This is a genomic window from Neomelitea salexigens DSM 19753 (assembly GCF_000422345.1).
GTDB lineage: Bacteria > Pseudomonadota > Gammaproteobacteria > Pseudomonadales > Spongiibacteraceae > Spongiibacter > Spongiibacter marinus_A.
Genome location: NZ_AULP01000002.1, coordinates 1 through 24904 on the forward strand (window position 1 = coordinate 1; position 24904 = coordinate 24904).

At 54.8% G+C, this 24904-nt stretch carries 19 protein-coding genes, 2 tRNA genes and 2 rRNA genes; 12 read left to right on the top strand and 11 right to left on the bottom strand.

Features of this window, described 5'->3' with window-relative positions; all coding sequences use genetic code 11:
- From H573_RS0103315 to tyrS, 5 genes are all read right to left on the bottom strand, one after another.
- Window positions 1–1540 (bottom strand): 23S ribosomal RNA (locus H573_RS0103315); the annotation flags it as partial.
- Window positions 1541–1792: 252 nt separating this feature from the next.
- A tRNA-Ala gene (locus H573_RS0103320) sits at window positions 1793–1868 on the bottom strand.
- Between the two features lie 53 nt (window positions 1869–1921).
- Window positions 1922–1998 (bottom strand) — tRNA-Ile (locus H573_RS0103325).
- A gap of 160 nt (window positions 1999–2158) precedes the next feature.
- Window positions 2159–3692: ribosomal RNA gene (locus H573_RS0103330) — 16S ribosomal RNA — on the bottom strand.
- A gap of 655 nt (window positions 3693–4347) precedes the next feature.
- On the bottom strand, window positions 4348–5652 hold the full coding sequence (gene tyrS, locus H573_RS0103335; protein WP_027873025.1) for a tyrosine--tRNA ligase: 1305 nt from the start codon (window positions 5650–5652) through the stop codon (window positions 4348–4350).
- A gap of 248 nt (window positions 5653–5900) precedes the next feature.
- Between tyrS and H573_RS16860 the strand changes: the two genes are divergently transcribed.
- Window positions 5901–7256, top strand: a complete 1356-nt coding sequence (locus H573_RS16860) for an OapA family protein (RefSeq protein ID WP_051170964.1) — start codon at window positions 5901–5903, stop codon at window positions 7254–7256.
- Entirely contained in the window at window positions 7253–8374 is a 1122-nt protein-coding gene (locus H573_RS0103345; RefSeq protein WP_027873026.1) for an anhydro-N-acetylmuramic acid kinase, read from the top strand. The genes H573_RS16860 and H573_RS0103345 overlap by 4 nt, the downstream gene beginning before the upstream one ends.
- A gap of 8 nt (window positions 8375–8382) precedes the next feature.
- Here the strand turns inward: H573_RS0103345 and H573_RS0103350 are convergent, their stop codons facing one another.
- The 4 genes from H573_RS0103350 to H573_RS19490 form a co-directional block, all read right to left on the bottom strand.
- Window positions 8383–9051, bottom strand: a complete 669-nt coding sequence (locus H573_RS0103350) for an OmpW/AlkL family protein (protein ID WP_027873027.1) — start codon at window positions 9049–9051, stop codon at window positions 8383–8385.
- Between the two features lie 181 nt (window positions 9052–9232).
- Window positions 9233–9586, bottom strand: coding sequence for an iron-sulfur cluster insertion protein ErpA (gene erpA / locus H573_RS0103355; protein WP_027873028.1), 354 nt, complete (start codon window positions 9584–9586; stop codon window positions 9233–9235).
- Between the two features lie 80 nt (window positions 9587–9666).
- Window positions 9667–10707 carry an N-acetyl-gamma-glutamyl-phosphate reductase gene (gene argC / locus H573_RS19485; protein WP_027873029.1) on the bottom strand — a complete coding sequence of 347 codons (1041 nt, stop codon included), beginning with the start codon at window positions 10705–10707 and terminating at the stop codon, window positions 9667–9669.
- 15 nt (window positions 10708–10722) lie between these two features.
- On the bottom strand, window positions 10723–12123 hold the full coding sequence (locus H573_RS19490) for a chloride channel protein (protein ID WP_234701832.1): 1401 nt from the start codon (window positions 12121–12123) through the stop codon (window positions 10723–10725).
- Window positions 12124–12255: 132 nt separating this feature from the next.
- Between H573_RS19490 and hemJ the strand changes: the two genes are divergently transcribed.
- The 5 genes from hemJ (at window position 12256) to H573_RS0103390 (ending at window position 16667) form a co-directional block, all read left to right on the top strand.
- A complete protein-coding gene (gene hemJ, locus H573_RS0103370) occupies window positions 12256–12675 on the top strand; it encodes a protoporphyrinogen oxidase HemJ (protein ID WP_027873030.1) in 420 nt (139 codons plus the stop codon).
- A gap of 117 nt (window positions 12676–12792) precedes the next feature.
- Window positions 12793–14076, top strand: coding sequence for a glutamate-1-semialdehyde 2,1-aminomutase (gene hemL, locus H573_RS0103375; protein WP_027873031.1), 1284 nt, complete (start codon window positions 12793–12795; stop codon window positions 14074–14076).
- Window positions 14077–14100: 24 nt separating this feature from the next.
- Window positions 14101–15111, top strand: a complete 1011-nt coding sequence (hemB, locus tag H573_RS0103380) for a porphobilinogen synthase (protein WP_027873032.1) — start codon at window positions 14101–14103, stop codon at window positions 15109–15111.
- Window positions 15112–15196: 85 nt separating this feature from the next.
- The gene (locus H573_RS0103385) at window positions 15197–15934 is read left to right on the top strand and encodes a TIGR04219 family outer membrane beta-barrel protein (RefSeq protein WP_036255711.1); all 738 of its coding nucleotides are present in this window, start codon (window positions 15197–15199) and stop codon (window positions 15932–15934) included.
- Between the two features lie 106 nt (window positions 15935–16040).
- The gene (locus H573_RS0103390) at window positions 16041–16667 is read left to right on the top strand and encodes a hypothetical protein (RefSeq protein WP_027873034.1); all 627 of its coding nucleotides are present in this window, start codon (window positions 16041–16043) and stop codon (window positions 16665–16667) included.
- Here H573_RS0103390 and H573_RS0103395 read toward each other — a convergent pair.
- Window positions 16629–17222 carry an NUDIX hydrolase gene (locus tag H573_RS0103395; RefSeq protein ID WP_234701833.1) on the bottom strand — a complete coding sequence of 198 codons (594 nt, stop codon included), beginning with the start codon at window positions 17220–17222 and terminating at the stop codon, window positions 16629–16631. The two genes, H573_RS0103390 and H573_RS0103395, sit on opposite strands and share 39 nt — an antisense overlap.
- A 42-nt stretch (window positions 17223–17264) precedes the next feature.
- A complete protein-coding gene (locus H573_RS0103400) occupies window positions 17265–18617 on the bottom strand; it encodes a pyridoxal phosphate-dependent aminotransferase (RefSeq protein WP_234701834.1) in 1353 nt (450 codons plus the stop codon).
- Window positions 18618–18619: 2 nt separating this feature from the next.
- Between H573_RS0103400 and dksA the strand changes: the two genes are divergently transcribed.
- The 5 genes from dksA to H573_RS0103425 all read left to right on the top strand — a co-directional run bounded on the left by dksA (window position 18620) and on the right by H573_RS0103425 (window position 24697).
- The gene (dksA, locus tag H573_RS0103405) at window positions 18620–19057 is read left to right on the top strand and encodes an RNA polymerase-binding protein DksA (protein ID WP_027873037.1); all 438 of its coding nucleotides are present in this window, start codon (window positions 18620–18622) and stop codon (window positions 19055–19057) included.
- A 39-nt stretch (window positions 19058–19096) separates the two neighbouring features.
- Window positions 19097–19966: a tRNA glutamyl-Q(34) synthetase GluQRS gene (gene gluQRS / locus H573_RS0103410; protein WP_027873038.1), complete on the top strand. Its 870-nt coding sequence runs from the start codon at window positions 19097–19099 to the stop codon at window positions 19964–19966.
- A 68-nt stretch (window positions 19967–20034) separates the two neighbouring features.
- A complete protein-coding gene (locus H573_RS16870) occupies window positions 20035–20208 on the top strand; it encodes a hypothetical protein (protein WP_154653827.1) in 174 nt (57 codons plus the stop codon).
- A complete protein-coding gene (locus tag H573_RS16875; RefSeq protein WP_051170968.1) occupies window positions 20201–23191 on the top strand; it encodes a sodium:solute symporter family transporter in 2991 nt (996 codons plus the stop codon). Before H573_RS16870 ends, H573_RS16875 begins: the two co-directional genes overlap by 8 nt.
- Before the next feature lie 72 nt (window positions 23192–23263).
- A complete protein-coding gene (locus tag H573_RS0103425; RefSeq protein WP_027873039.1) occupies window positions 23264–24697 on the top strand; it encodes a sigma-54-dependent transcriptional regulator in 1434 nt (477 codons plus the stop codon).
- The last annotated feature ends 207 nt before the right edge of the window (window positions 24698–24904 follow it).

Sequence of the window (24904 nt, forward strand, 5' to 3'; positions counted from 1 at the left end):
TTCGCTCAAAAGAGAGCTCGTCATCACCTCTCAGCCTTAAGGACCCGGATTTGCCTAAGTCCTCAGCCTACTAGCTTAAACGCGGACAACCAACGCCGCGATCGCCTAGCCTACTCCGTCCCTCCATCGCAGTTATAACAAGTACGGGAATATTAACCCGTTTCCCATCGATTACGCTTTTCAGCCTCACCTTAGGGGCCGACTAACCCTGCCCTGATTAGCATGGGGCAGGAAACCTTGGTCTTCCGGCGAGGGGGGTTTTCACCCCCTTTGTCGTTACTCATGTCAGCATTCGCACTTCTGATACCTCCAGCAAGCCTCTCGACTCACCTTCGCAGGCGTACAGAACGCTCCTCTACCATGCACTAGGTGCATCCGCAGCTTCGGTTCTACGTTTAGCCCCGTTAAATCTTCCGCGCAGGCCGACTCGACTAGTGAGCTATTACGCTTTCTTTAAAGGATGGCTGCTTCTAAGCCAACCTCCTAGCTGTCTGAGCCTTCCCACATCGTTTCCCACTTAACGTAGATTTGGGACCTTAGCTGGCGGTCTGGGTTGTTTCCCTCTTGACAACGGACGTTAGCACCCGCTGTCTGTCTGCCGTGATTGTACTCCTGGGTATTCGGAGTTTGCATGGGGTTGGTAAGTCGGGATGACCCCCTAGCCCAAACAGTGCTCTACCCCCCAGGGTAAGACACGACGCTCTACCTAAATAGATTTCGAGGAGAACCAGCTATCTCCCGGTTTGATTAGCCTTTCACTCCGATCCACAGCTCATCCCCAAATTTTTCAACATTTGTGGGTTCGGTCCTCCAATGCCTGTTACGGCATCTTCAACCTGGCCATGGATAGATCACCGGGTTTCGGGTCTAATGCCAGCAACTAATTCGCCCTATTAAGACTCGGTTTCCCTACGCCTCCCCTATACGGTTAAGCTCGCTACTGACATTAAGTCGCTGACCCATTATACAAAAGGTACGCAGTCACAGAACAAGTCTGCTCCTACTGCTTGTACGCATACGGTTTCAGGATCTATTTCACTCCCCTCTCCGGGGTTCTTTTCGCCTTTCCCTCACGGTACTGGTTCACTATCGGTCAATTGGTAGTATTTAGCCTTAGAGGATGGTCCCCCTATCTTCAGTCAAGATAACACGTGTCCCGACCTACTTATCGCAAGCTTAGTACCACAATTGTGTTTTCGTGTACGGGGCTATCACCCTGTATCGCCGGACTTTCCAGACCGTTCCACTAACACAAAAGCTATCACTTGCTGGCTGATCCCCGTTCGCTCGCCGCTACTAAGAGAATCTCGTTTGATTTCTTTTCCTCAGGGTACTTAGATGTTTCAGTTCCCCTGGTTCGCCTCTCAAGACCTATGTATTCAGTCAAGAGATACCTAACTTATGTTAGGTGGGTTTCCCCATTCGGACATCTCTGGATCAAAGGTTGGTTGCCACCTCCCCAGAGCTTTTCGCAGGCTCCAACGTCCTTCATCGCCTCCAATTGCCAAGGCATCCACCGTATGCGCTTAGTCGCTTGACCATATAAGCAAATAGACTAGCCATCGTTATATCAATCAAGAAACTGCTATCTGATTACACGCGACTTGCTGCGTAATCAGTTTTCGCCGGATTATTACAACACTTGAGAAAACAGTGTTTATTTCAGCTTATTTACCTTGTTAAAGAACATCTGATTGTAAAAACCAGAAACAAAAACTCTTCACATACCATGCAAAAGCTTTTCTTTCTGACTTCTTGGCGATAATCTGGTCACCCTTCCCAAAGTGGGAAGTGGTGGAGCTATGCGGGATCGAACCGCAGACCTCCTGCGTGCAAGGCAGGCGCTCTCCCAGCTGAGCTATAGCCCCATGTCAATGCCCAACTCTACCCCGCTTACTTTTCAGTAAATGCCGCGAGATAGTGGTGGGTCTGGGAGGACTTGAACCTCCGACCTCACCCTTATCAGGGGTGCGCTCTAACCACCTGAGCTACAGACCCAATCTTGCATATCCAGCTAATCAACAGCTGAACCAAGCAATTCTGCATTCTCATGCAGAGGGCTTTATCACGTAACCCAGTGGCCCGTGAAATTATCGCTTTCAATCAATTGAGATCTAAGTAATTCGTGTGAGCACTTGCCAACTTCTTGCGCTCAAGTTAAGGAGGTGATCCAGCCCCAGGTTCCCCTAGGGCTACCTTGTTACGACTTCACCCCAGTCATGAACCACACCGTGGTGAACGTCCCCCCGAAGGTTAGACTATCCACTTCTGGTGCAATCCACTCCCATGGTGTGACGGGCGGTGTGTACAAGGCCCGGGAACGTATTCACCGCGACATTCTGATTCGCGATTACTAGCGATTCCGACTTCATGGAGTCGAGTTGCAGACTCCAATCCGGACTACGAACGGTTTTAAGGGATTGGCTTGCTCTCGCGAGTTTGCAGCCCTCTGTACCGCCCATTGTAGCACGTGTGTAGCCCAGGTCGTAAGGGCCATGATGACTTGACGTCGTCCCCACCTTCCTCCGGTTTGTCACCGGCAGTCTCCTTAGAGTTCCCAGCATTACCTGATGGCAACTAAGGACAAGGGTTGCGCTCGTTACGGGACTTAACCCAACATCTCACGACACGAGCTGACGACAGCCATGCAGCACCTGTCACTGCGTTCCCGAAGGCACTAATCTATCTCTAGAAAATTCGCAGGATGTCAAGACCTGGTAAGGTTCTTCGCGTTGCATCGAATTAAACCACATGCTCCACCGCTTGTGCGGGCCCCCGTCAATTCATTTGAGTTTTAACCTTGCGGCCGTACTCCCCAGGCGGTCTACTTAGTGCGTTAGCTGCGCCACTAAAGAATCAAGTTCCCCAACGGCTAGTAGACATCGTTTACGGCGTGGACTACCAGGGTATCTAATCCTGTTTGCTCCCCACGCTTTCGCACCTCAGCGTCAGTATTGGTCCAGACAGTCGCCTTCGCCACTGATGTTCCTCCAGATATCTACGCATTTCACCGCTACACCTGGAATTCCACTATCCTCTACCATACTCTAGCTTCGCAGTATCAAATGCAGTTCCTAGGTTGAGCCCAGGGCTTTCACATCTGACTAACAAAGCCGCCTACGCGCGCTTTACGCCCAGTAATTCCGATTAACGCTCGGACCCTCCGTATTACCGCGGCTGCTGGCACGGAGTTAGCCGGTCCTTCTTCTATAGGTAACGTCACAGTTGCAGCGTATTAAACTACAACCTTTCCTCCCTATTGAAAGTGCTTTACAACCCGAAGGCCTTCTTCACACACGCGGCATGGCTGCGTCAGGCTTTCGCCCATTGCGCAATATTCCCCACTGCTGCCTCCCGTAGGAGTTTGGGCCGTGTCTCAGTCCCAATGTGGCTGATCATCCTCTCAGACCAGCTATAGATCGTCGCCTTGGTGAGCCATTACCTCACCAACAAGCTAATCTAACGCGGGCTCATCCAATAGCACGAGGTCCGAAGATCCCCCGCTTTCCCCCGTAGGGCGTATGCAGTATTAGCTCGAGTTTCCCCGAGTTATCCTCCACTACTAGGTAGATTCCCACGCGTTACTCACCCGTCCGCCACTCTACTCACACCGAAGTGCTTTCGCGTTCGACTTGCATGTGTTAGGCCTGCCGCCAGCGTTCAATCTGAGCCATGATCAAACTCTTCAGTTTAATCTTTTACATCAGCCTTTCGACATGATGGGACAGTTACGCAAAACCTGCTTTACCATCCAAAATCTCGGCTCAGAGATGTGTTAATCGATTCTTCAAATACTTGAATTGTCGAGTTACTTATCTCTGAATATTTATGTCGCAATATCCATCAACAAGTACCCACACGAATTACTTGATCTCATCTTTTTAAATAACTCAAAACCGCCAGGGCTTTGATATCCGCTTCAAGTTATCCCCGAAGCGAGGACGCGTATTATAAATACTTCGTCCTGTTTGGCAAGCGTTTTTTGAAAAGTTTTTAAAGCGTTTTCAAAAGCCGTTTTGCCGTCTCACCTACCTCTTCAACCAGCAATTTCAACCTCAGCTGAAAGCCCGTCTCCGCAAGCGAGGGAGCGCATTATAGAGCCGCCCCTGGTAGAGTCAACCGCTTTTTGAAAAAGTTTTTAAACCGCTTCAAAAGCACCTTGAAACCACCCTCGCCAACCTCAACAACAACCCCTTTCAAACTTCTCGAAAGGCCCGTCTCCGTAAGCGAGGAGGCGCATTATAGAGACCCAAACCTCAGAGTCAACACGCCGCAACAAACTAATTACAAAAAAATGACAATCGATCAAAACAACAGCAATTAACGGTCAAAACAACAGCAGTTTGATCAGCGAATCACCAACAGCTGGTACTTCTTCTTCCCGAGGCGCACCACATAGTAGCCATCGCCCAGCGCCTTTTGCGCCGCAAAGACCTCTGCAGCCTTCATATTGTCATCCATACCCGCAGCAACAGTGTTCACCCACACCGCATTTCGCCCCAGAGCATCCTTCACCTGTTTACCCGCCGCCATACCGACATCAGCAAGCAGCTGTGTGAGCGGTCGCTCCACCAATTCACCTCGCGACAACTCAGCCGAGGGCAAGCCATCCAGCCGCAGCTGCTCCAGATCCGCCACTGAAAGGTCAGCCAGCTCACCGGAGAACAACGCCTCAGTAATACGCTGCGCTGCCGCGAGCCCTTCTTCGCCGTGAATCAGCGCCGTCATCTGCTCTGCTAATACGCGCTGCGCCTGGGGGCGACCTCCCGCCTGCGCGTCTTCAGCCTCTATTTCGGCAATCCGATCAACGCTAAGGAAGGTGAAGTAACGCAGGAATTTGTATACATCGGCATCGGCGGTCCCCAACCAGAATTGATAAAAGGCGTAAGGCGATGTCTTTTCCGGATCCAGCCAAATCGTGCCGGACTCCGTTTTACCGAACTTCGTGCCATCAGCCTTGGTGACCAGCGGCATTGTCAAACCGTGCACAGCCCCGCCATGCATTCGGCGAGTCAGGTCGATACCCGCCGTGATGTTCCCCCACTGATCTGAGCCACCCAACTGCAAGCTGCAACCATGCCGCTTGTGCAACTCTGCAAAGTCCAAAGCCTGGAGCAGCGAGTAGCTAAATTCTGTAAATGAAATCCCCGAGCCCTCGCGGTCGATACGCTGCTTCACTGACTCCTTGGCAATCATGCTATTCACCGAGAAGTGCTTGCCAACATCACGCAAGAACTCAAGCGCCGTCATGGGCCCAAACCAGTCCAGGTTATTAGCCATCTCTGCGGAATTATCGCCGCAGTCAAAACTCACGAAGCGCGATATTTGGGAGCGCAAACGCTCAACCCACCCCGCCACCACATCAGGCGTATTCAGCTGCCTTTCCTGCGCTTTAAAGCTGGGGTCACCAATCAAGCCGGTCGCACCACCTACCAACGCTATAGGCTTATGGCCGGCATCTTGAAAACGTTTTAGCGCCAACAGCGGCACCAAATGGCCGATATGCAAACTGTCTGCAGTGGGGTCAAAGCCACAATACAAGGTCCGAGGAGCTTCAGAGAGGTACTCCGAAAGACCGTTTTCGCCGGTCATTTGCGCGATGAGCCCACGCGCCTCCAAATCGGCCAGTAACCGAGTATCGAGCCTTGTCATGTTTAAAGAACCTTAATTCACTATTTCTGTCATACCAAACGCAGGGTACTGCGTCGACGCGAAAGGCAGGGACTGCCTAGGGCCGAGCACGATACAACAAGCCCTGTAAAAATGGAACGCAGCCCCCAGACCGCAGGCGACACAAAAGCTAGAAATTACGTTAACATTCGGTAAATACGCCTTATAGCACCACAAGTCTTTGTTATAATGGTCAAAAAAACGCCAAATGACATTTACCCGGAACCACGATGCTTGACCGCCAAAAAAAACGACACGCAGCCTTCCGGGAAGGCCCTCGCTTCCCACGGCGGCATTTAGCTATTGCCGCGTCAACGCTGATCGCCTTGGGGATCTCCCTGCTGATGCTGCCCGGAGAAAATGCCGAGGCCAAACGCACAGCGATTCCTCTTAATCTGGAACTCACGCCGATCAGCCCGAGCGAACAGGAATCGGAGCCCCTCTCACCCATTGAACCGCAGCGCGAGTGGCTGGAGATCGAAGTTCGGCCGGGTGACTCGCTCTCAAGTATTTTCAGTCGCGCCGAGCTAAGCCCGCAAGACCTCCATGAACTGATAAGCACCGCGAAGAAAACCAAGGCACTGAATCGCATTCGTCCCGGCCAGAAGCTGGGCTTTCAAATTAGCGAGCAAGGCAAGCTAGACGCGATGAGCCTGCAGGTTGATAAGCTCAACAGCCTGATATATGAACGCGGCGTAACCGGCTTCTCTACAACAGAAGTCAGCGAGACCCCAGAGGTTCGACAACGCGTCGCGAGCGCCACCATTACCAGCTCCCTATATAAAGCTGCGCAGGAAGCCGGCGTCAGCCAAAGCATTATCATGGAGCTTGCCAATATTTTTGGCGGGGTTCTGGACTTCGTCTACGACGTACGAAAAAACGATTATTTCATCGTGATCTATGAGGAGCTCTATCTTAACGGCGAACGTCTTGGCAGCGGTCAAATCCTGGCAGCACAGTACTTTAACCGCGGCGACTCCTTCCAAGCGTACCGCTATGTAAACAAGCAGGGCGAGATCGACTACTTCTCCGAAAGCGGGGAGAGCATGCGCAAGGCGTTTCTGCGCGCCCCGCTCGACTTTACCCGCATCAGCTCCCGATTCGACCCCAAACGCCTTCACCCGGTCTTTAAAACGGTACGCCCGCACCGAGGCGTTGACTACGCAGCCCCCCGCGGCACGCCGGTATATGCGGCAGGCGATGGCAGAGTCATGGAGGCTGGTTACTCAAGAGCAAACGGCAACTACGTTTTTATCAAACATGGCGAAGCGTACGTGACCAAATACCTCCACCTGCACAAACGCGCCGTGTCTCGCGGAGAGCGAGTTCGACAGCGCGAGACTATTGGCTGGGTGGGCTCAACGGGCTATGCCACGGGGCCACACTTGCACTACGAATTCCTGATGAATGGCGTGCACCGCAACCCCGCCACGATCGTCGATAAGCTGCCGCCCCCCACTCGCGTAGGGCGTAACGACATGCCCGACTTCTTGCAGCAGATTAGTGGACTACAATTGCAGCTGCGCACTTATGCCGCACAGCGCAACTACAACAGCCTCGGCAACAGCCCCGGCTCCGAAGGGTGAGCAGCTCGCTATATATTGGGCTGATGTGTGGCACCAGCCTCGATGCAATAGACATTGCCCTGATTGATACCGCGAACGGGTGCAAACTACTTGCCGCCGCCGAGACACCACTGCCTAGCGCGCTTCGCAAAGCACTGCTCGCACTGTGCAGTGCCGGCAACAATGAAATCGAGCGAATGGGCCAAGCCGATCGCGAGCTTGCCCTCGCCCTGGCGGAAGCGGTTAATCAGTTTCTTCGCTCCCAAAACTTAAAGTCTCAACAGATCGCCGCCATCGGCTCACACGGCCAAACAATACGCCACCGCCCCACAAGCCCGCAAAGACCCGTCGAGCAGGCATATACACTGCAGATTGGCGACCCAAACACACTTGCGGAAGAGACCGGCATAACTACCATTGCCGACTTCCGTCGCCGCGATATTGCCGCCGGCGGCCAGGGCGCACCACTCGTTCCCGCCTTCCACGCAGCCGTCTTCTCCCGCGCGGGCAGCAACCGGGTAATAGCAAATATCGGCGGCATGGCCAACATTACTGTGCTGCACAAAAACGGCAGCGTTAACGGCTATGACACCGGCCCTGGCAATGTCCTTATGGACAGCTGGATTCAACATCGCAGGAGTAGCGAGTACGACCGCGATGGCAGCTGGGCCCGCAGTGGAACCGTGCACACCAACCTACTTGAGAAGCTGCTCGACAACCCCTATTACCGGCAAACCGGCCCCAAAAGCACCGGCCGGGAACATTACAACCTTGCCACCCTGAAGACACTGTTAACTTCACTCCCGCCAATACCCGACAACGATGTTCAGGCAACGCTACTTGAAGCAACAGCGGTAACATTGAGCGATGCGATTAAAGCTGAAAATCTAGAGGGCGAGGTATCGCTATTTCTTTGTGGCGGAGGGGCATATAACGGCGCATTGCGGCAGCGGCTTGAAGAGAAACTATCAGAGATGGTCGTTGAAAAGACGGATGTTCTCGGCATTCCAGCCAACGCAGTAGAGTCCGCCGCATTTGCTTGGCTGGCCTATGCCGCGCTCAACGGCAAGCCCGGCAATATGCCAAGCGTAACGGGCGCCAAAGGCGCCCGCATACTAGGGGCTATCTACCCCGGCTAAGTGAGCGCTTAAAACTTGTAGCCCACGCTAATAGTGTAAACCATCGGATCCACATCAATATCTGCGGTGAACTTACTACCACCGTCAGTGCGAATTTCGGCCTCAGTTTCCAGGTCGAGCCAGCGCGCTGACGCATTCACCAACCAACGCTCGTTCACGTGGTAGTCAGCCCCCACTTGCAAGGCGATACCAAATGAGTCCTCAAGGTCGATACTGCCCTTGTCTACCGCACTTTCGAACTCAGACGTCAGGTCCTCGTCAAACAGTACTGTATAGTTCAAGCCCACACCGGCGTATGGCTGGAAACCATTCACCGACGCAAAGTGATAAACCATACTCAAGGTGGGCGGCAAGTGCTTAAAGGTAGCGATATCAACACCAGCTAAAGCACCACGACCCGTAGCCGTATGCTCGAACGGTGTTGCCGCTAACAACTCGACCCCCCAGTTCGCATCCAGCATATACTCGGCGGTAATACCCAGCTGGGTGTCGCTGTCCAAGCCCACCTTCGCGGCCATCGGGCTACCATTTGCAACAATATTATCGCTACTTTCCCGCGGGTCAGTCGTGGTAACACCGCCACGCACAACCCAATCACCTGTTTCGAAACTGTGTGCGGCAATTGGCGCTACCAGGCTACCAAGAAGAAGGGGAAGCCATGCTTTCATCTGTTTCATATCGTCGTCCTCATGAGGAGTTATCTTCGTTCTGGGTTCCATTAGAACGAACTTCCTAAGGGCGACTCTTGATCTAGATTAAGCCTTACTAAAAATAGGGGAGTTTAGCGATTGCACAAAAAAATACTGGCTTGCGCCAGTATCTTAAGTGCGCGTAAGCGCAGATCTATTCAGATGGGAATTAAATGGAAAAAGACGAACCACAACCACAAGTGGTACTGGCATTTGGGTTGCTAACAACAAAACGTGAGCCTTCCAAGCCTTCGGTGTAGTCGAGCTCAGCACCTTCAATATACTGATAGCTGAGCGGATCGACCAATACGACGACACCCTCTTTCTCAACCAGCGTATCGTCTTCCTCAGCCAACTCGTCGAAGGTAAAACCGTATTGGAAACCAGAGCATCCACCACCGGTAACAAACACCCGAAGCTTGAGGTCGTCATTCGCCTCTTCCTCCATCAGGTGTTTAACCTTCGCCACAGCACGCTCCGTTAACTGCAATACTGACGGCGTATACTCTTCTACTACTGACATACCTTACCTCACTGCTTTTACCCAAAGGGCAGGACGCAATTATCCTCTTATCCGAGTAAAACAGTCAAGAATGCCAAGCACTAGGGCAATAGCGCGACACCATCCAGGCCCGCGGACTCTTCCAAGCCGAACATCAGGTTCATATTTTGAATGGCCTGGCCCGAAGCACCTTTTACGAGGTTATCGATCACCGACAGCACCACCAGCGTGTTGCGGTTTTGCGGGCGATGCAGCGCAATCCGGCAGGTATTAACACCGCGCACTGTCCGTGTTTGCGGCAGACTTCCCAACGGCATCACGTCAACAAAGGGCGCATCGGCGTAGCGCTTTTCAAACATAAACTGCAGCTCATCCAGGCCCACGGCGGGATCTAGCAGCTCTGAATACAAAGTAGCGTGAATACCGCGCACTTGGGGCAACAAATGCGGTGTAAAGGTCAACTGCACTGGCTTGCCCGATGCCACCGATAATTCTTGCTCAATCTCAGGCAAATGGCGGTGCCCCGCCACACCATAGGCTTTAAAGCTACCATCCAACTCGGCAAACAGGGTATCCACCTTCGCCTGCCGGCCTGCACCACTCACGCCAGACGCCGCACTGGCAATGAGTCGCTGATCGTCAATTAGCTGCTGTTCAAGCAGCGGTAAAAATCCTAACTCCACCGCTGTTGGGTAACACCCAGGGCAAGCGATTAAGCGCGCATCTTTAATTGCCGCGCTGTTACTTTCCGGCAACCCATATACCGCCTCGGCTAGCAACTCAGGGCAAGCATGCTCCTCGTTGTACCAGTCAGACCACAGCGCCGCATCACGTATCCGAAAGTCCGCTGAGAGATCAATTACTCGGGTGCCCGCAGCAAGCAATTCCGGCACCAACTGCATAGCAACGTTGTGGGGGGTGGCAAAGAAAACAACGTCGCAGGATGACAAGGCACCAACATCGGGCACGGAGAAAGCGAGATCACAGACGCCGCGCAAACTTGGAAAGAGCTGATCAACCGGCACGCCGTCTTCGGCCCTTGAGGTAATCATTGCCACTTCAGCATTGGGGTGGGCGGCAATAAGGCGCAGCAGCTCCGCACCGGTATACCCCGTTCCACCAACAATCCCAACCTTTAACACGGGCCTATCTCCTATTCACTTATCTGTCGTCGATGAAGTATTGCTAGCGACCTCATCATCTTGCTTGCTTTTGAGCAAATGCTCCCAACTGCGAACTAAATCCTGTGCGAGCACGTGGTATACCGGCTGCGGCATTACCAGCTTTGAAACGACCGTTGCCGCTAATGCACTCACCATTAAGGCCGGTAGTATATCGTGATTATTCCCCGTTAACTCTAAAACAATCACGAAGGCGGTGATTGGCCGCTGCACCACACCAGCGAAATAGCTCGCCATGCCGACGAGTATCAATGCTGTCGCCTGCACATTGGGGAAGAGGCTCGTCATCGATGCACCCAACTCCGCCCCCGCCGCCAAGCTGGGCGAAAAGATCCCGCCGGGAATACCACTGAAATAGGTAAGCATCGTCGCCAGAATCCGGCCAAACGCTGTCCACCAACTGCCCTCGGCTTGCTGAGCCAGCAGCGCTTTTGCCTCCACGTAGCCACTACCCATGGTCGCGCCGCCGGATACCAACCCCATCAGCGCTAACACCACGCCAATCACCATTGCCACTCGCATTGGTCGCGCTCGCACCAAAGGCGCCACCGCACGACTTCCTTCGACCAAAAAGAAACTGAACAGACCACCGAGTAATCCGCAGACGACACTGGCAGCAATAATGAAGGGATAGTCTTCAAACGGCATCGCGGTGACATCTGGCACGCCGAAGTAACTGTAGTGACCAGCAAACATGAGCACGACAACACCCGAGAGGATGATTGCCATAATCAACGTCCCCGTTGTGCGCGCCTCCATCGACTGCTGCAGCTCTTCGATGGCAAAAACGATACCGGCCAACGGTGCATTAAATGCAGCAGACACTCCAGCGGCACCCCCGGCCACAATCAGGCTGCTTTCAATTTGTTTTTGCTTCAACTTTGCCCAATGGCCAAATTGATACATTAGCGCGGCGCCAACATGTACGCTGGGACCCTCACGCCCCACTGTTGCCCCCAACAGCAACGCGGCACAGGTTAGCAGAACTTTTAATATCGCGACCGGCAGCGAAAGAAAGGGGCCTCGAAGCCAGTGATAGCTCTGCTTGTGCACCAACAGCACCTGCGGTATCCCACTGCCTCGCGACGCCTTGGCCAAACGGTTCATCAACCACACAATCGCCATCAGGCCGAGTGGCGTTATCACCAGAAACGCATATGGATACTTTGAGTGCGCGTGCTCAAAAAGAGAAAAACTCTCCTCAGAGAGCCAGGCGAACCCCTGTATCACCAACCCCACAGTTAAGGCGCCAAGCCAAAACACCGCACGCATTTTCCAATCTTCCAGCGTACCGAGCTGACGCCGAGTGTGACGACGGTTCAATATCCACCACAAACGCAAGCGACGACGAGCGCGAGCAATGATGCTGTATTCCATGCCAATAAAGCCTGCGGGTAATTGCGAGAAGTGAGATAGCAGCCTAGCCAGACTGCCCAATAAGCGCGCAACTATTGTATGCTAAAGCCACCTACCGCCCAACTGCTGAGTAACATAAGCGAGCCCCACCCCATGCTCTGGTTTAAAGCCCTGCATATTATTGCCGTTGTTTGCTGGTTTGCCGGCATATTTTACCTCCCCCGCCTGTTTGTTTATCACGCCATGGCTGAAGACGCCGCCACCCAGCGTCATCTCTCGACCATGGAGCAAAAGCTCTACCGCTTCGTTAGCCCGTTTGCGATGTTGACCGTCATCTTTGGCATCGCCATGATGGCGTACAACCCCAATTACTACCTGCACGCTGGCTGGCTGTGGCTTAAGCTGGCCTTTGTCGCCTTCTTAATCGTGTACCACCTATACTGCGGCAAACTCGTAAAACGCTTTGCGAATAACGAGAACCAACGTGGCCACGTGTTTTACCGCTGGTTCAACGAAGCGCCCGTTATTGCGCTGTTCGCTATTGTATTTCTTGTTGTACTCAAACCCTTTTAAAACCCGTATACCCAGTGAAGCCGACGACAAGATGTCGCGCTTCCCTAGGAAAAATCGCCCCAAGTCGGGATAATACCCGGCGCTTATCTGCCCAATATTGAGGTTCTCGCATCCACCATGAGTCGTTCAGAGCAGCTATTCCAGCAAGCCCGCCAACACATCCCCGGCGGTGTAAACAGCCCCGTCAGAGCCTTCAAAGCCGTTGGCGGCACCCCGCGTTTTATTGAGCGCGCAGAAGGGGCCTATGTCTTTGATGTCGATGGCAAACGCTATATCGACTACGTTCTCTCGTGGGGGCCTATGCTGCTCGGTCACGCCAACCCCTCAGTGATTGCTGCGGTAACGGAACAAATTCAAAAGGGCCTCAGCTTCGGCGCACCCACCGAAATAGAAACACGACTGGCAGACCGTCTTTGCGACATCGTTCCCGGCATGGACATGGTGCGCATGGTGAACTCTGGCACCGAGGCAACGATGAGCGCGATACGCCTGGCGCGAGGTGCCACGGGGCGAGATAAAATTATCAAATTCGAAGGCTGCTACCACGGTCATTCCGACTCCCTGCTAATCAAAGCCGGCTCTGGAGCACTGACCTTTGGCGTACCCAGCTCACCAGGGGTACCGGCCGCACTCGCCGAGCATACCGTCACCCTCAGTTACAACGATATTGAGGGCGTACAAAAGGCGTTTGCTGAGATTGGCGACCAAGTTGCCTGTGTGATCGTTGAGCCCGTCGCGGGCAACATGAACTGCGTTCCCCCGCTGTCCGGCTTCTTAGAGTGCCTGCGCGAGTGTTGCGACGCTCACCAAAGCCTGCTGATTATCGATGAAGTCATGACCGGTTTCCGCCTTGGCCTGCAAGGCGCTCAAGGCTATTACGGCGTAACAGCAGACATCACCTGCCTGGGCAAAGTGATCGGCGGCGGCATGCCGGTGGCTGCCTTCGGCGGTCGACGCGACATTATGGAACAGCTGGCACCCAGCGGCCCCGTCTATCAAGCGGGAACCCTGTCCGGCAACCCCGCGGCCATGGCCGCCGGTCTGGCGATGATTGACGCCATTTCTCAGCCGGACTTCTACAACATACCCTTCGCTCGCACTGACATGCTTATTAATGGCTTACATGCACGCGCTGAAGCGGCTGGCATTCCCCTGAGCAGCAACCATGTTGGCACCATGTTCGGTGTGTTCTTCACCGAAGAGAAACGCATCAGCAACTACCAGCAGGTGATGGCCTGTGACACCGACCGCTTTAACCGCTTCTTCCACGGCATGCTGGAGGGCGGCGTATACCTCGCCCCAGCGTCCTATGAAGCAGGCTTTATGTCGGCGGCCCACACTGAGGCCGATATTCAGGAAACGCTGGATGTTGCTGAGCGCGTGTTCGCCAACCTTCGCTGATCCCACATTACAAGGATGCAAATCATGACGACCTCCCTGCAACGCGGTGCTTTTCCTGCCACGCGGATGCGTCGCCTGCGCGCAGCTGATTTCAGTCGCCGCTTGGCGCGCGAAAGCTCACTCACGCCGGACGACCTGATATACCCGATGTTCGTCCACGAGGGCGAGAATCGGCGCGAGGCCGTGGCCTCCATGCCCGGTGTCGAGCGGTTGAGCATCGATCTGCTTGCCAAAGAAGCGAAAGTCCTGGTCGAGCTCGGCATACCAGCGATTGCCCTATTCCCTGTTGTCGGCGACGGCGGCAAATCTCTTCACGCCGAAGAGGCTTACAACCCCGACGGTTTGGCGCAGCGGGCGATCAAAGCCGTCAAAGATGCCGCGCCCGAACTGGGCGTGATTACCGATGTCGCCCTCGACCCTTACACCACGCACGGCCAAGACGGCATCATTGATAAGCACGGCTATGTACTCAACGACATCACCACCGAAGTGCTGTGTAAGCAGGCTCTCGCACAAGCGGATGCTGGCGCCGACGTCGTGGCCCCCTCTGACATGATGGACGGCCGTATCGGCGCCATTCGCCAGAACCTCGAAGCCGCGGGGCACATCAATACCTGCATACTCAGCTACGCCGCCAAATATGCATCGAGTTACTACGGCCCGTTCCGCGACGCCGTCGGCTCAGCGGGCAACCTGGGTAGAGGCAACAAGTACAGCTATCAAATGGACCCCGCCAACAGCAACGAAGCACTTCATGAATGCGCTCTCGACCTTGCCGAGGGTGCCGACATGATCATGGTGAAGCCCGGCATGCCCTACCTGGACATTGTTCGCCGAGTGAAAGATGAACTGCGTGTCCCCACCTACGCCTACCAAGTGAGCGGGGAATACGCCATGCACTGCGCAGCATTCGACAATGGCTGGCTGAATCGCGAAGCAGTAGTTTTGGAATCGCTACTGTCATTCAAGCGCGCTGGCGCCGACGGTGTTTTAAGCTACTTTGCCAAAGAAGCGGCAATATTACTGAACCGCTAGTCTTTACCCTGTAACAGGGAGGACTTATGGTTCTACAACAATAGTTACGCACAACAAGAAATAACGACCACAACAGGGGAAGAGCATGATCAACAAAAAATTGATGACCGCCGCAATGCTGGCGACATTTGCGGCCGGCACACAGGCCGACATTCTCGGTGCCACAGCAGGTGCCTACCAGTGGAAGCAAAGCTGGGAAGGTGACGTTCAATCAGGCACGGACGCCATCGACATGAACGACGACCTGGGCTACGACGACGAAACCGGCACCAGCATTTACGTCGCCTTGGAACACCCCATTCCGGTGCTCCCTAATATCCGCCTGCAGCGCACCGACCTGGATATTTCTGAGCGCAACAACCTGTCGCGTAGCTTCACGTTCGAAGGAGACGTCTACACCGCGGCTGATACCGTCGACTCAACGACCGATCTCACGCATACCGATGCCACGCTCTACTACGAAGTTTTGGACAACTGGGTAAACCTGGATGTCGGCCTGACGGTTCGCATGTTCGACGGTGAGGTTCGCCTGGCCACCACCGGCCGCGAAGGTTCGATCGAGCTGGATGCGCCGGTACCGATGCTCTACGGTAACGCACGTTTCAACCTACCCTTAACTGGCTTGTATGCACAGGCAGTGGGTAATGTAATTAGCTTTGGCGACAACAGTGTGACCGACATGGCAGTAGGACTGGGCTACGAAGTCGCGATCGTGTCTCTGGAAGTCGGCTACCGCAACTTTGACGTCTCTCTGGAAGATGACGACGAAGAAGCCAACGTTACCGTCGACGGCATTTACTTCGGCGTTAACATCGACATCTAAGCCCCGCGGTAAGTAGAGGGTTCACAAACGCGCAGTCCGGGGAACCGCTGCGCGTTTTTATTTGTCTGATGTCCACATAGCCCCGCGATAACCCGAGTACGACAACATGCTCCGATTATTCGGCCCACTGCTACTCTCATTGCTAAGCCCATCAGTGCTTGCCTGCGACTGCCTGTGGCAGGGCCCCTTTACAGCGGTGTACGACAACGCAGACCTGCTCGCGCATGTGCGCGTTGAAGCCACCAAGGGCAATAGCGCCGACCTCACACTATTAGAGACTCTATCCGGAAAAGAGTACCGTGAGAACATTCGCTTGTGGGCAGACACTGGTGAACTCTGCCGCCCGGAAATCGAACAGTTCAGCGAGGGCAGCGAGTGGGTAATCGCGGCGCAGCGCATCGACACCCCGCCCGAGGATAGCTTTAACCCCTTCAAGCCCAATATCAGTTTTGGCCGCCGAGGCGATTACTTTTTGTCCAGCTGCGGCGTGTATTGGCTGCCGGTCAAAGGCGGACGCGTCAGCGGTAACATATTAACGGCAACCCGCTGGCAGTACCTCGACCCAAAAAAAACGCCTGTCATCATGCCGTTGTTTTACCAGTGGCTAAACGGCGAAGTCAGCGACGCCACGCTAAGCGAAGCCGTTCGCCCGCAGCCAGCCTCTCGCCAACTGCTTAACGATACAAAGATATTCCTATGGCAGCTTGAGCGGGAGCGGCGCGAGACCGAGTAACTCGTCCAGCATCGCCAGGGACATTCCCCATATCCGCCGGCCACCATAAAAGTAGCAGGGTAAATTCAACGCCAGCTTTCCCCTGCGCCACTCCATTCGCTCGCGGTTACTGTGATCCATCAAAAATACCAGTGGCACCCATACCGCTTCGGCCACTTCGTGATTGGGGGTAATGCCCACCGGCGTATGCAAGCGGTAAACATAGGGCGAAACCACCATGGGCCGGCGCCCGGAATGAGGCCTGCTGACCAAGTCCGACAACCGGCCAATGCAATGACCCGCTTTTTCCAAATCGACACCCAGCTCTTCCAAGGTTTCGCGCTCTGCAGTGCGAATGCCCGTTATGTCATCTGGATCCATGCGCCCACCGGGAAAGCCCATGTGACCGGACCAGGGGTCGCCCTCCCTCTCAGCCCGCTTTATCATCAGAACCTCTAACTGATCGGCATGCTCGCGAAGCACAAGCGCCACCGCCGAGCGCTTAACCCAGCGACGCCACCAGCGGCGGCGCGGGCGCGATGCACTGAGCGCCGACATGAGATGCTTCAAAGTCAATTTACTGCCTTTCACCGTTTTCAGCCTCGCGTTTCCCAGAACTTAGCCATAAAGGCGTTGCAAGCGATCTACCGCTTTTTCCAGTTGCGCCATACTGGTGGTATAGGCAAACCTGACATGCTTCTCTGCACCGTAACGGCCGAAGTCTGCCCCCGGCGTTATTGCAATGCCGTGCTCCTCGAGTAACTCCAGGCAAAATTGCTGACTATCCTTGGCAAACCGGTCAATGCCCGCGTAGAGATAGAATGCCCCAGCCGGGCAATGTGGAATCGAAAAACCGAGGTCGCGCAGCGCTGGATACAAGAAATCGCGGCGACGGGCAAACTCGTCGCGACGCGCATCCAGAATCACTCTGCTTTCAGGGGCAAACGCCGCCAAAGCGCCGTACTGCCCCATCGTCGACATGGAAATAAATAAATTCTGCGCGAGCTTCTCTAAATGGGGCACCGCCCACTCCGGGGCCACCAGCCAGCCCAGTCGCCAACCAGTCATACCAAAGTATTTTGAGAAACTGTTGATCACAAAGGCTTCGTCGGTAATCGACAAGACACTCGGTGCCGCCTCGCCAAAACTCAGGCCATGATAAATTTCATCAACCACGAGGTGGCCGTTGCGCTGTTTGCAGAGCGTATGCAGATCGCGCAATTGGCTGGCGCTCAATATCTCACCACTCGGGTTGGCGGGCGAGGCCACCATCACCCCGCAGGTGTTAGGACGCCAGTGCTGCTCGGCAAGTTTCGCATCGAGTTGGTAACGCTGCTCGGGACCAACCGGCACTAGCTGCCCCTCGCCCTCGACCAAGCGCAGGAAGTGCCGATTGCAAGGGTAACCTGGGTCGGTCATCAACATTCCCTCACCGGGGTTGACCAACAGGCCCGCCAGCAACATCAGCGCTCCGCTCGCGCCCGGCGTGATCATGATGCGCTGCGGATCGATATCCAACCCGTAGTCACTGCGGTAATAGTCTGACAGTGCCTGGCGCAGCTGAGGAATGCCCGCTGCGGGACTGTACTGAGTCTCGCCCCGCGCCAATGCCTGCTGCGCAGCGACAACGATGGGCTCTGCCGTTGTGAAGTCAGGCTCACCGGCCGCCATGTGAACAATATCCTCACCGGCCTGCTGCAAGGCCTTGGCGCGAGTGAGAACCTCTACGACACGAAACGGTTCAATATCAGCGAGACGATCCGCGAAACGCATTACCACAACGACCTCCAGTCCGTTTTTCAGCCCCCTAGTGTAACAGCGCCCCTCACCCACCGGCAGCGCTACATCGCTTTCCGCGCGTTTTTCTGTAGCGCCAACTACACTTATCTGGTAGTTTTGCCGGTTTGGCGGCACAGCGTCGCGCGCACATCCGCGGTCTGCGGTTAACGGCTTGTTAATAAAGAGGGCCAAGCATGCCTGCAAAGGACACAGCACAAGAAAGCCTTAAGTCATTTGTTCCCTACGTTCCGAAAAAGGGCGAGGAATACATGAACGAGGCGCAAAAAGATCATTTCCGTAAAATCCTGTTCAGCTGGAAGGCCGAACTGATGGAGGAAGTTGATCGCACGGTTACTCACATGAAAGACGAGGCGGCGAATTTCCCAGACCCCGCCGATCGCGCCACTCAAGAAGAAGAGTTCAGCCTTGAACTTCGCACCCGTGATCGCGAGCGTAAACTGATCAAAAAGATCGATGCCACGCTCGACCTTATCGATGAAGACGATTACGGCTTCTGTGACACCTGCGGTATTGAAATCGGCATTAAACGCCTAGAGGCACGCCCAACGGCGACACTGTGCATTGATTGCAAAACCCTGGACGAAATTAAAGAGCGCCAGGAGCGCGGTTAAACGACAGGGCGGCCACCGCCGCCCCATAAGTTTCTGTGTATGGCCCACTCCCAAGCTGGCTATGTCGGCCGCTTTGCACCCTCGCCCACCGGCCCACTGCATTTCGGTTCACTGTGTAGTGCGCTGGCAAGTTATTTAGATGCCCGCGCTCACAACGGTCACTGGCTGCTACGCATCGAGAACCTAGATCCTCCTCGCGAACAAGTCGGTGCTGACCAGGCTATCATCGAGTCATTAAAAGCCCATCGATTGATCTGGGATGGCGAGGTGCTTTGGCAAAGCGATCGCCTGACTGCCTACCAAGATGCACTGGACCAACTCCTATCAGCCGAACACGCTTTCCATTGCAGTTGCTCGCGCGCGCAACTGGCAAGCCGCAACGGCATTCATCGCGGCAGCTGCATCGCGCCCCTGAACCGCAACGACGCTGCCGTCAGGCTGCGCACAAATCACCAAACCTATACCATTGACGATCGACTGCTCGGCCCGCAGCAACATCGCGTCGAGGATGGCGGCGATGTCGTGCTAAAGCGCCGAGATGGCCTGTTCGCCTACCAACTTGCCGTCGTCGTCGACGATGCCTACAGTGGCATTACCGATGTCGTTCGCGGCAGCGACCTGCTCAGCTCCACGGCCTGGCAATGGTTACTGCAAGAGTGCCTGAACTACTCACACCCAAGGTACCTCCACCTCCCTCTGCTCACTGACGACAAAGGGGACAAACTCAGCAAACGCAGCCACGCCCCAGCGCTGGACAACAGCTGCGCCGAGGACAATATTCGCACGGCGTTGCGCTACCTGGGTCAGCCATCGCCACCACCACTAGGGAGCCTTGATGCGGTGCTAACGTGGGCGGCTCAGCATTGGCATGCCGGTGCAATTCCCCACAGCGATATCGTCGTGCGCTAACACAGGCTTTGCAGTTTGCCGATGCGGCAGTAATAATTCGCACCATTACCTCTGCACACGGCTCACTCATGCGCTTACAAGCTCCCCTACTACTGCTGCTCTGCTTCATGGTGGTGTTCACACCCACGCTGAATCACTGGATATACAGCGGTGGGCAGGCCTGGTACCGACTACATTTACTATGGTTGGCCGTTATTGTTTTTGTCTTCCTGGCCAACTATCGGCGCAAGCACGATGTTTGAAGCCAATGTTCTGCTGCTCTGCGCGCTCGCCTATCTTCTCACCTTGTTTGCCATCGCTTATGCCAGTGAGCATCGCTGGCTGCCGAGCAAGTTAATTGATCACCCGGCGGTCTATGTTTTGTCGCTCGGTGTCTACGCCAGCGCTTTCGCTTTTTACGGCGTAACCGGCATGGCCAAGGCCTATGGCCTGGGTTACTTGAACTATTACCTGGGCATTTCAGCTGCACTGTTTTTGTTACCGGTTGTTATTACCCCCCTGTATCACATCTGCAAAAACTACCAGCTGCATTCGCTGGCCGACTTATTGAGCTTCCGCTATCGCAGCCAGTGGGTAGGCTCCCTAACGACTGTTTTCTGCAGCATCGCCATGTGGCCGCTGCTGGCGATGCAAATTCAAACGGTCTCCGATGCCACACTGCTACTTACGCACTCAGCATCTGAGACTGACAGCAGCACATTCCGGCACCTGTCTGCATTTATGTTCTGCCTGATCATTAGCCTGTTTACCATCCTGTTTGGTTCTCGCAATTTATCCTCGCGCGATAGCCACCAGGGATTAGTCGTCGCACTGGCATTCGAGTCACTGGTTAAACTTGTCGCTTTTATTTGCCTGGGCGCTGCGGCGATATTCGGCATATTCGGCGGCTTCAGCGACATGCAGAATTGGTTGCAAACCCAGCCCGAATTAATTGAAAAATTACGAGATGCCAGTCAGCGAGATAATGCCCGCATGATGTTGGTGCTGTTCTTCTCGGCATCGCTGTGCATGCCACATGTCTTCCACATGCTCTTCGCGGAAAACCCCAGCGGCAAAAAACTCTACAGAGCGGGCTGGGGCCTCCCCCTCTATTTATTGCTCATCAGCCTGCCCGTACTGCCACTCTTGTGGGCAAGCACGGCAATTGGCGGCGGGGAAAGTAGCGGCGACTATGCCGCGCTGCACGTGCTGAGCGCGCTTGATAGCCCGTTGCTCACATTGCTCGTATTCATTGGCGGGATCTCCGCGGCCAGCGGTGCAATTATTGTAGCCACGCTGGCAACTGCCTCTATGAACCTCAACCACATTGTCCTGCCGCTGCACAGCCCCCGGCGACGCCCAGGCGATATCTATCGCCAATTGTTGTGGTCGAGACAGCTACTGATATTCGCAACTATCATGTTGGGCTACTTGCTGTATGTCCTTATACCCGAGCGGCAAGTGCTCAGCTCACTCGCTGTCATATCCATCGCCGGTTGCGCGCAGTTCTTACCCGGTTTATTAGCGGTAATGTACTGGCCCTCAGCAAATAGAAATGGCTTTATCACCGGGCTGCTTACCGGCTTCTCTGTCTGGCTACTCGGCCTGCTGATACCAGCATTTGGCTTGGAGACACCGGCACTAATCCTTGCCCTGCCAGGTATCGACCCCAGCCGAGGCCCACAGTGGATGGAGATCGCCACACTCTCACTTGGGCTAAATGCCTTTGTAATGATCCTTGTCTCACTGTTAAGCGAAACCTCGAAAGAAGAACAAAGCACCGCGGAAGCCTGCGCCATTGACGACTTAAACCGCCCCGGCCGCCAAGCGCTGACACTCAAAAGCGCTCACGAGATGCGCCACCGCCTTGCGGAATCGCTCGGCAGTGCCGTTGCAAAGGAAGAACTGGACCGGGCCTTGGAAGAACTTCAACTCGACGACAACGAGACCCGCCCTTACGCCCTGCGACGTATTCGCGACCGCATAGAGGTCAACCTGTCGGCGCTACTCGGCCCGACAATCGCCCGCAGGGTCATCGATCGCAGCTTACCCTATGCCAGCAATTTAATGGGCGAGGGCGAGGACATCAATTACATCGAAGACCGCTTAGAGCATTATCAGGCCCACCTCACGGGGCTGGCCGCCGACCTCGACGCCCTGCGGAGATACCACCGCCAAACCCTCGAAGATTTACCCACAGGCGTCTGCGCCTTGGCCGCCGATCAGGAAATCCTGCTATGGAATAAAAGTATGGTGACCATCACTGGCGTGGCCAGCGGCGATATCACCGGGTCCAGCCTTAGCGGGCTGCCCACCGAGTGGCAAACTTTGCTGCGAGATTTCAGCGCGAGCAAAGACCAACACTGGAGCAAGGCAGGCATTGTTGTCGACGGCGCACCCCGCTGGCTAAACCTCCACAAAACGGATTCGGAGCTGCCAGGACGGGACGAGCTGATTATCGTCGTTGAAGATATTACTGACACCCAGCTGCTGGAAAAAGAACTCGGGCACCAGGAGCGGCTAGCCTCTATCGGCCGACTGGCCGCTGGCGTTGCTCACGAAATCGGCAACCCGGTCACCGGTATCGCCAGCCTAGCCCAGAACCTGCGCTATGAAACCGACGACCCCCTACTATTGGAAAGCGCTGAACAAATCGTCAAGCAGACCCAGCGCATTAGCAGCATCGTGCAAAGCCTGGTCAACTTCGCACACAATGGCCGCGAGCACCCAACGCGAGCGAAGGAGGCGGTTGCGATACGCAGCTGCATCGCCGAGGCCACTCAGTTACTCGAGCTTGATCGCGCCGCCGAGCAGGTTCGTTTCGTGAATCAATGCCCCACTGACCTCGACGTCGCCGGCGACCAGCAACGGCTAATGCAGGTATTTATTAATCTGCTCACCAACGCCCGAGACGCCAGCCCTGGCGGCGGCCAGGTGACTATCGACGCCAATGCAGACAGCGACCGTCCCTGGGCACATATTCGAATCAGCGACCAGGGCAGCGGTATAGATGCAGAGTTGATCGAGCAGATATTCGAGCCATTCTTTACCACCAAGGAGCCTGGCAAGGGCACCGGACTCGGACTTGCCCTAGTCTATCGAATCATCGATGACCTCGGCGGCGAAATCAGCGTAGAAAGTCCTTATAACGACGGCGCCGAGCGCGGCACCCGCTTCCATATTCGGCTGCCTCTGGCCTGCCACCTCAGCGGCGACTGCGCGCCCCCAACCCCCTCTCAAAAGTAGAAATATCGAGCCGGACGCGTTATGTTGTTCGGCTGAACTCAGGCAAGCACACGTAGCGATGGAGTCCTCAATATGCCTCGTATTTTGATCGTTGAAGACGAAGATGTCATTCGCCTTGCGCTGCGACGTCTCCTTGAACGCAACGACTATCAGGTGGATGAGGCTGGTTCCGTTCAAGAGGCCCTGGAACGCTTCGACCTCAATAGCTACCAGCTACTGATCAGCGACCTGCGCCTGCCCGGCGCACCGGGCACAGAACTGATTAGCAAAACCGAGCGCCCGGTCCTTATCATGACCAGCTACGCCAGCCTGAAGTCTGCGGTCGATTCCATGAAGCAGGGGGCAATTGATTACATCGCCAAACCCTTTGACCACGACGAAATGCTGGAAACCGTCGCACGCATCATTGCCGATAACGCCAGCAACCCGCCGCCAATGCCTGGTCAGCAAAAAGCCCTGCAGGCAGACACCAGCGGCATGATCGGCAGCTGCAAACCGATGCAGCGATTATATGAATACATCAACCGCGTGGCCCCCACCGACACAACCGTGCTGGTACATGGCGAAACCGGCACCGGTAAAGAGCTGGTGGCCAGAGCCATTCACAGCCAGAGCACGCGCGCGAGCAAACCCATCGTTTGCGTGAACTGCGCAGCAATACCTGAAACCTTGATTGAGTCAGAACTTTTCGGATACGAGAAAGGCGCCTTTACCGGGGCGAATGCCAATCGTATCGGCCTTATCGAAGCCGCAGATGGCGGCACCCTCTTCCTCGACGAAATAGGCGAGCTGCCACTGGAAGCGCAAGCGCGTCTGCTGCGCTTCATTCAGGAAGACGAAATCCGCCGCATCGGCTCGGTGGAGTCAAATAAAGTCGATGTGCGGCTGATTTGTGCAACACACCGCGACCTCAAAGACATGGCCCACAATGGCCGTTTCCGCGAGGACTTATATTACCGCATCAATGTTATGAAGCTGGAGCTCCCTCCCCTTCGCGAGCGCGGCAAGGATATCCTGGAAATCGCGGAAACACTGCTTAGCCGACGCTGCGAGGCTCTGGGGCGCGGGCCACTAAAATTCAGTCCCAAAGCCATCCAAGCAATTACCACCTACGTCTGGCCCGGCAATATTCGCGAGCTGGAAAACGCCGTGGAGCGCGCGGTGATTCTCTGCGAAGGCGATGAGATCGACAACGAGCTATTGGATATCGATCTAGAGCTGGTAGACATCAGCCAAATTCGCGGCCGCAAACCCGACCGCAATCGCAGCAGCAATAATCTGGGAAGCGATCGCAAAGACAGTCGCCCCAGCAGAGTGCGAAGCTCGGATCCCGCGGAAGACCTGTCACTCGAAGACTACTTCCAGCGCTTTGTACTGGAACATCAGGACAGCATGAGCGAAACAGAGCTCGCACAGAAACTCGGTGTTAGCCGAAAGTGCCTGTGGGAAAGAAGGCAGCGCTTGGGCATTCCTCGCAAGAAGAGTTCGCGCTCCAGCAGCAACTGACACCGTTACCCAAACCAGCTGCGCGTAACAAACACCGTTTACTAAGGTAACAACCGACCATAAAAACCACGACTCCGCCAACACTAAAAAAACACAAGCCATTGATTTATATAGAAAATAAAAAGTTGGCACAGGCAGTGCATTTATAATCGGCAAAGAAGAATAACAAATACAATAAAAATAATAAGAACGCGGAAAATAAAAATA

Bases quoted from the DNA above. Each gene is read 5' to 3' on its own strand.
- tyrS (WP_027873025.1), bottom strand. From the start codon at position 5,652: ATGACAAGGCTCGATACTCGGTTACTGGCCGATTTGGAGGCGCGTGGG.
- H573_RS16860 (WP_051170964.1), top strand. From the start codon at position 5,901: ATGCTTGACCGCCAAAAAAAACGACACGCAGCCTTCCGGGAAGGCCCT.
- H573_RS0103350 (WP_027873027.1), bottom strand. From the start codon at position 9,051: ATGAAACAGATGAAAGCATGGCTTCCCCTTCTTCTTGGTAGCCTGGTA.
- erpA (WP_027873028.1), bottom strand. From the start codon at position 9,586: ATGTCAGTAGTAGAAGAGTATACGCCGTCAGTATTGCAGTTAACGGAG.
- H573_RS19490 (WP_234701832.1), bottom strand. From the start codon at position 12,123: ATGGAATACAGCATCATTGCTCGCGCTCGTCGTCGCTTGCGTTTGTGG.
- hemJ (WP_027873030.1), top strand. From the start codon at position 12,256: ATGCTCTGGTTTAAAGCCCTGCATATTATTGCCGTTGTTTGCTGGTTT.
- hemL (WP_027873031.1), top strand. From the start codon at position 12,793: ATGAGTCGTTCAGAGCAGCTATTCCAGCAAGCCCGCCAACACATCCCC.
- hemB (WP_027873032.1), top strand. From the start codon at position 14,101: ATGACGACCTCCCTGCAACGCGGTGCTTTTCCTGCCACGCGGATGCGT.
- H573_RS0103385 (WP_036255711.1), top strand. From the start codon at position 15,197: ATGATCAACAAAAAATTGATGACCGCCGCAATGCTGGCGACATTTGCG.
- H573_RS0103390 (WP_027873034.1), top strand. From the start codon at position 16,041: ATGCTCCGATTATTCGGCCCACTGCTACTCTCATTGCTAAGCCCATCA.
- dksA (WP_027873037.1), top strand. From the start codon at position 18,620: ATGCCTGCAAAGGACACAGCACAAGAAAGCCTTAAGTCATTTGTTCCC.
- gluQRS (WP_027873038.1), top strand. From the start codon at position 19,097: ATGGCCCACTCCCAAGCTGGCTATGTCGGCCGCTTTGCACCCTCGCCC.
- H573_RS16870 (WP_154653827.1), top strand. From the start codon at position 20,035: ATGCGCTTACAAGCTCCCCTACTACTGCTGCTCTGCTTCATGGTGGTG.
- H573_RS16875 (WP_051170968.1), top strand. From the start codon at position 20,201: ATGTTTGAAGCCAATGTTCTGCTGCTCTGCGCGCTCGCCTATCTTCTC.
- H573_RS0103425 (WP_027873039.1), top strand. From the start codon at position 23,264: ATGCCTCGTATTTTGATCGTTGAAGACGAAGATGTCATTCGCCTTGCG.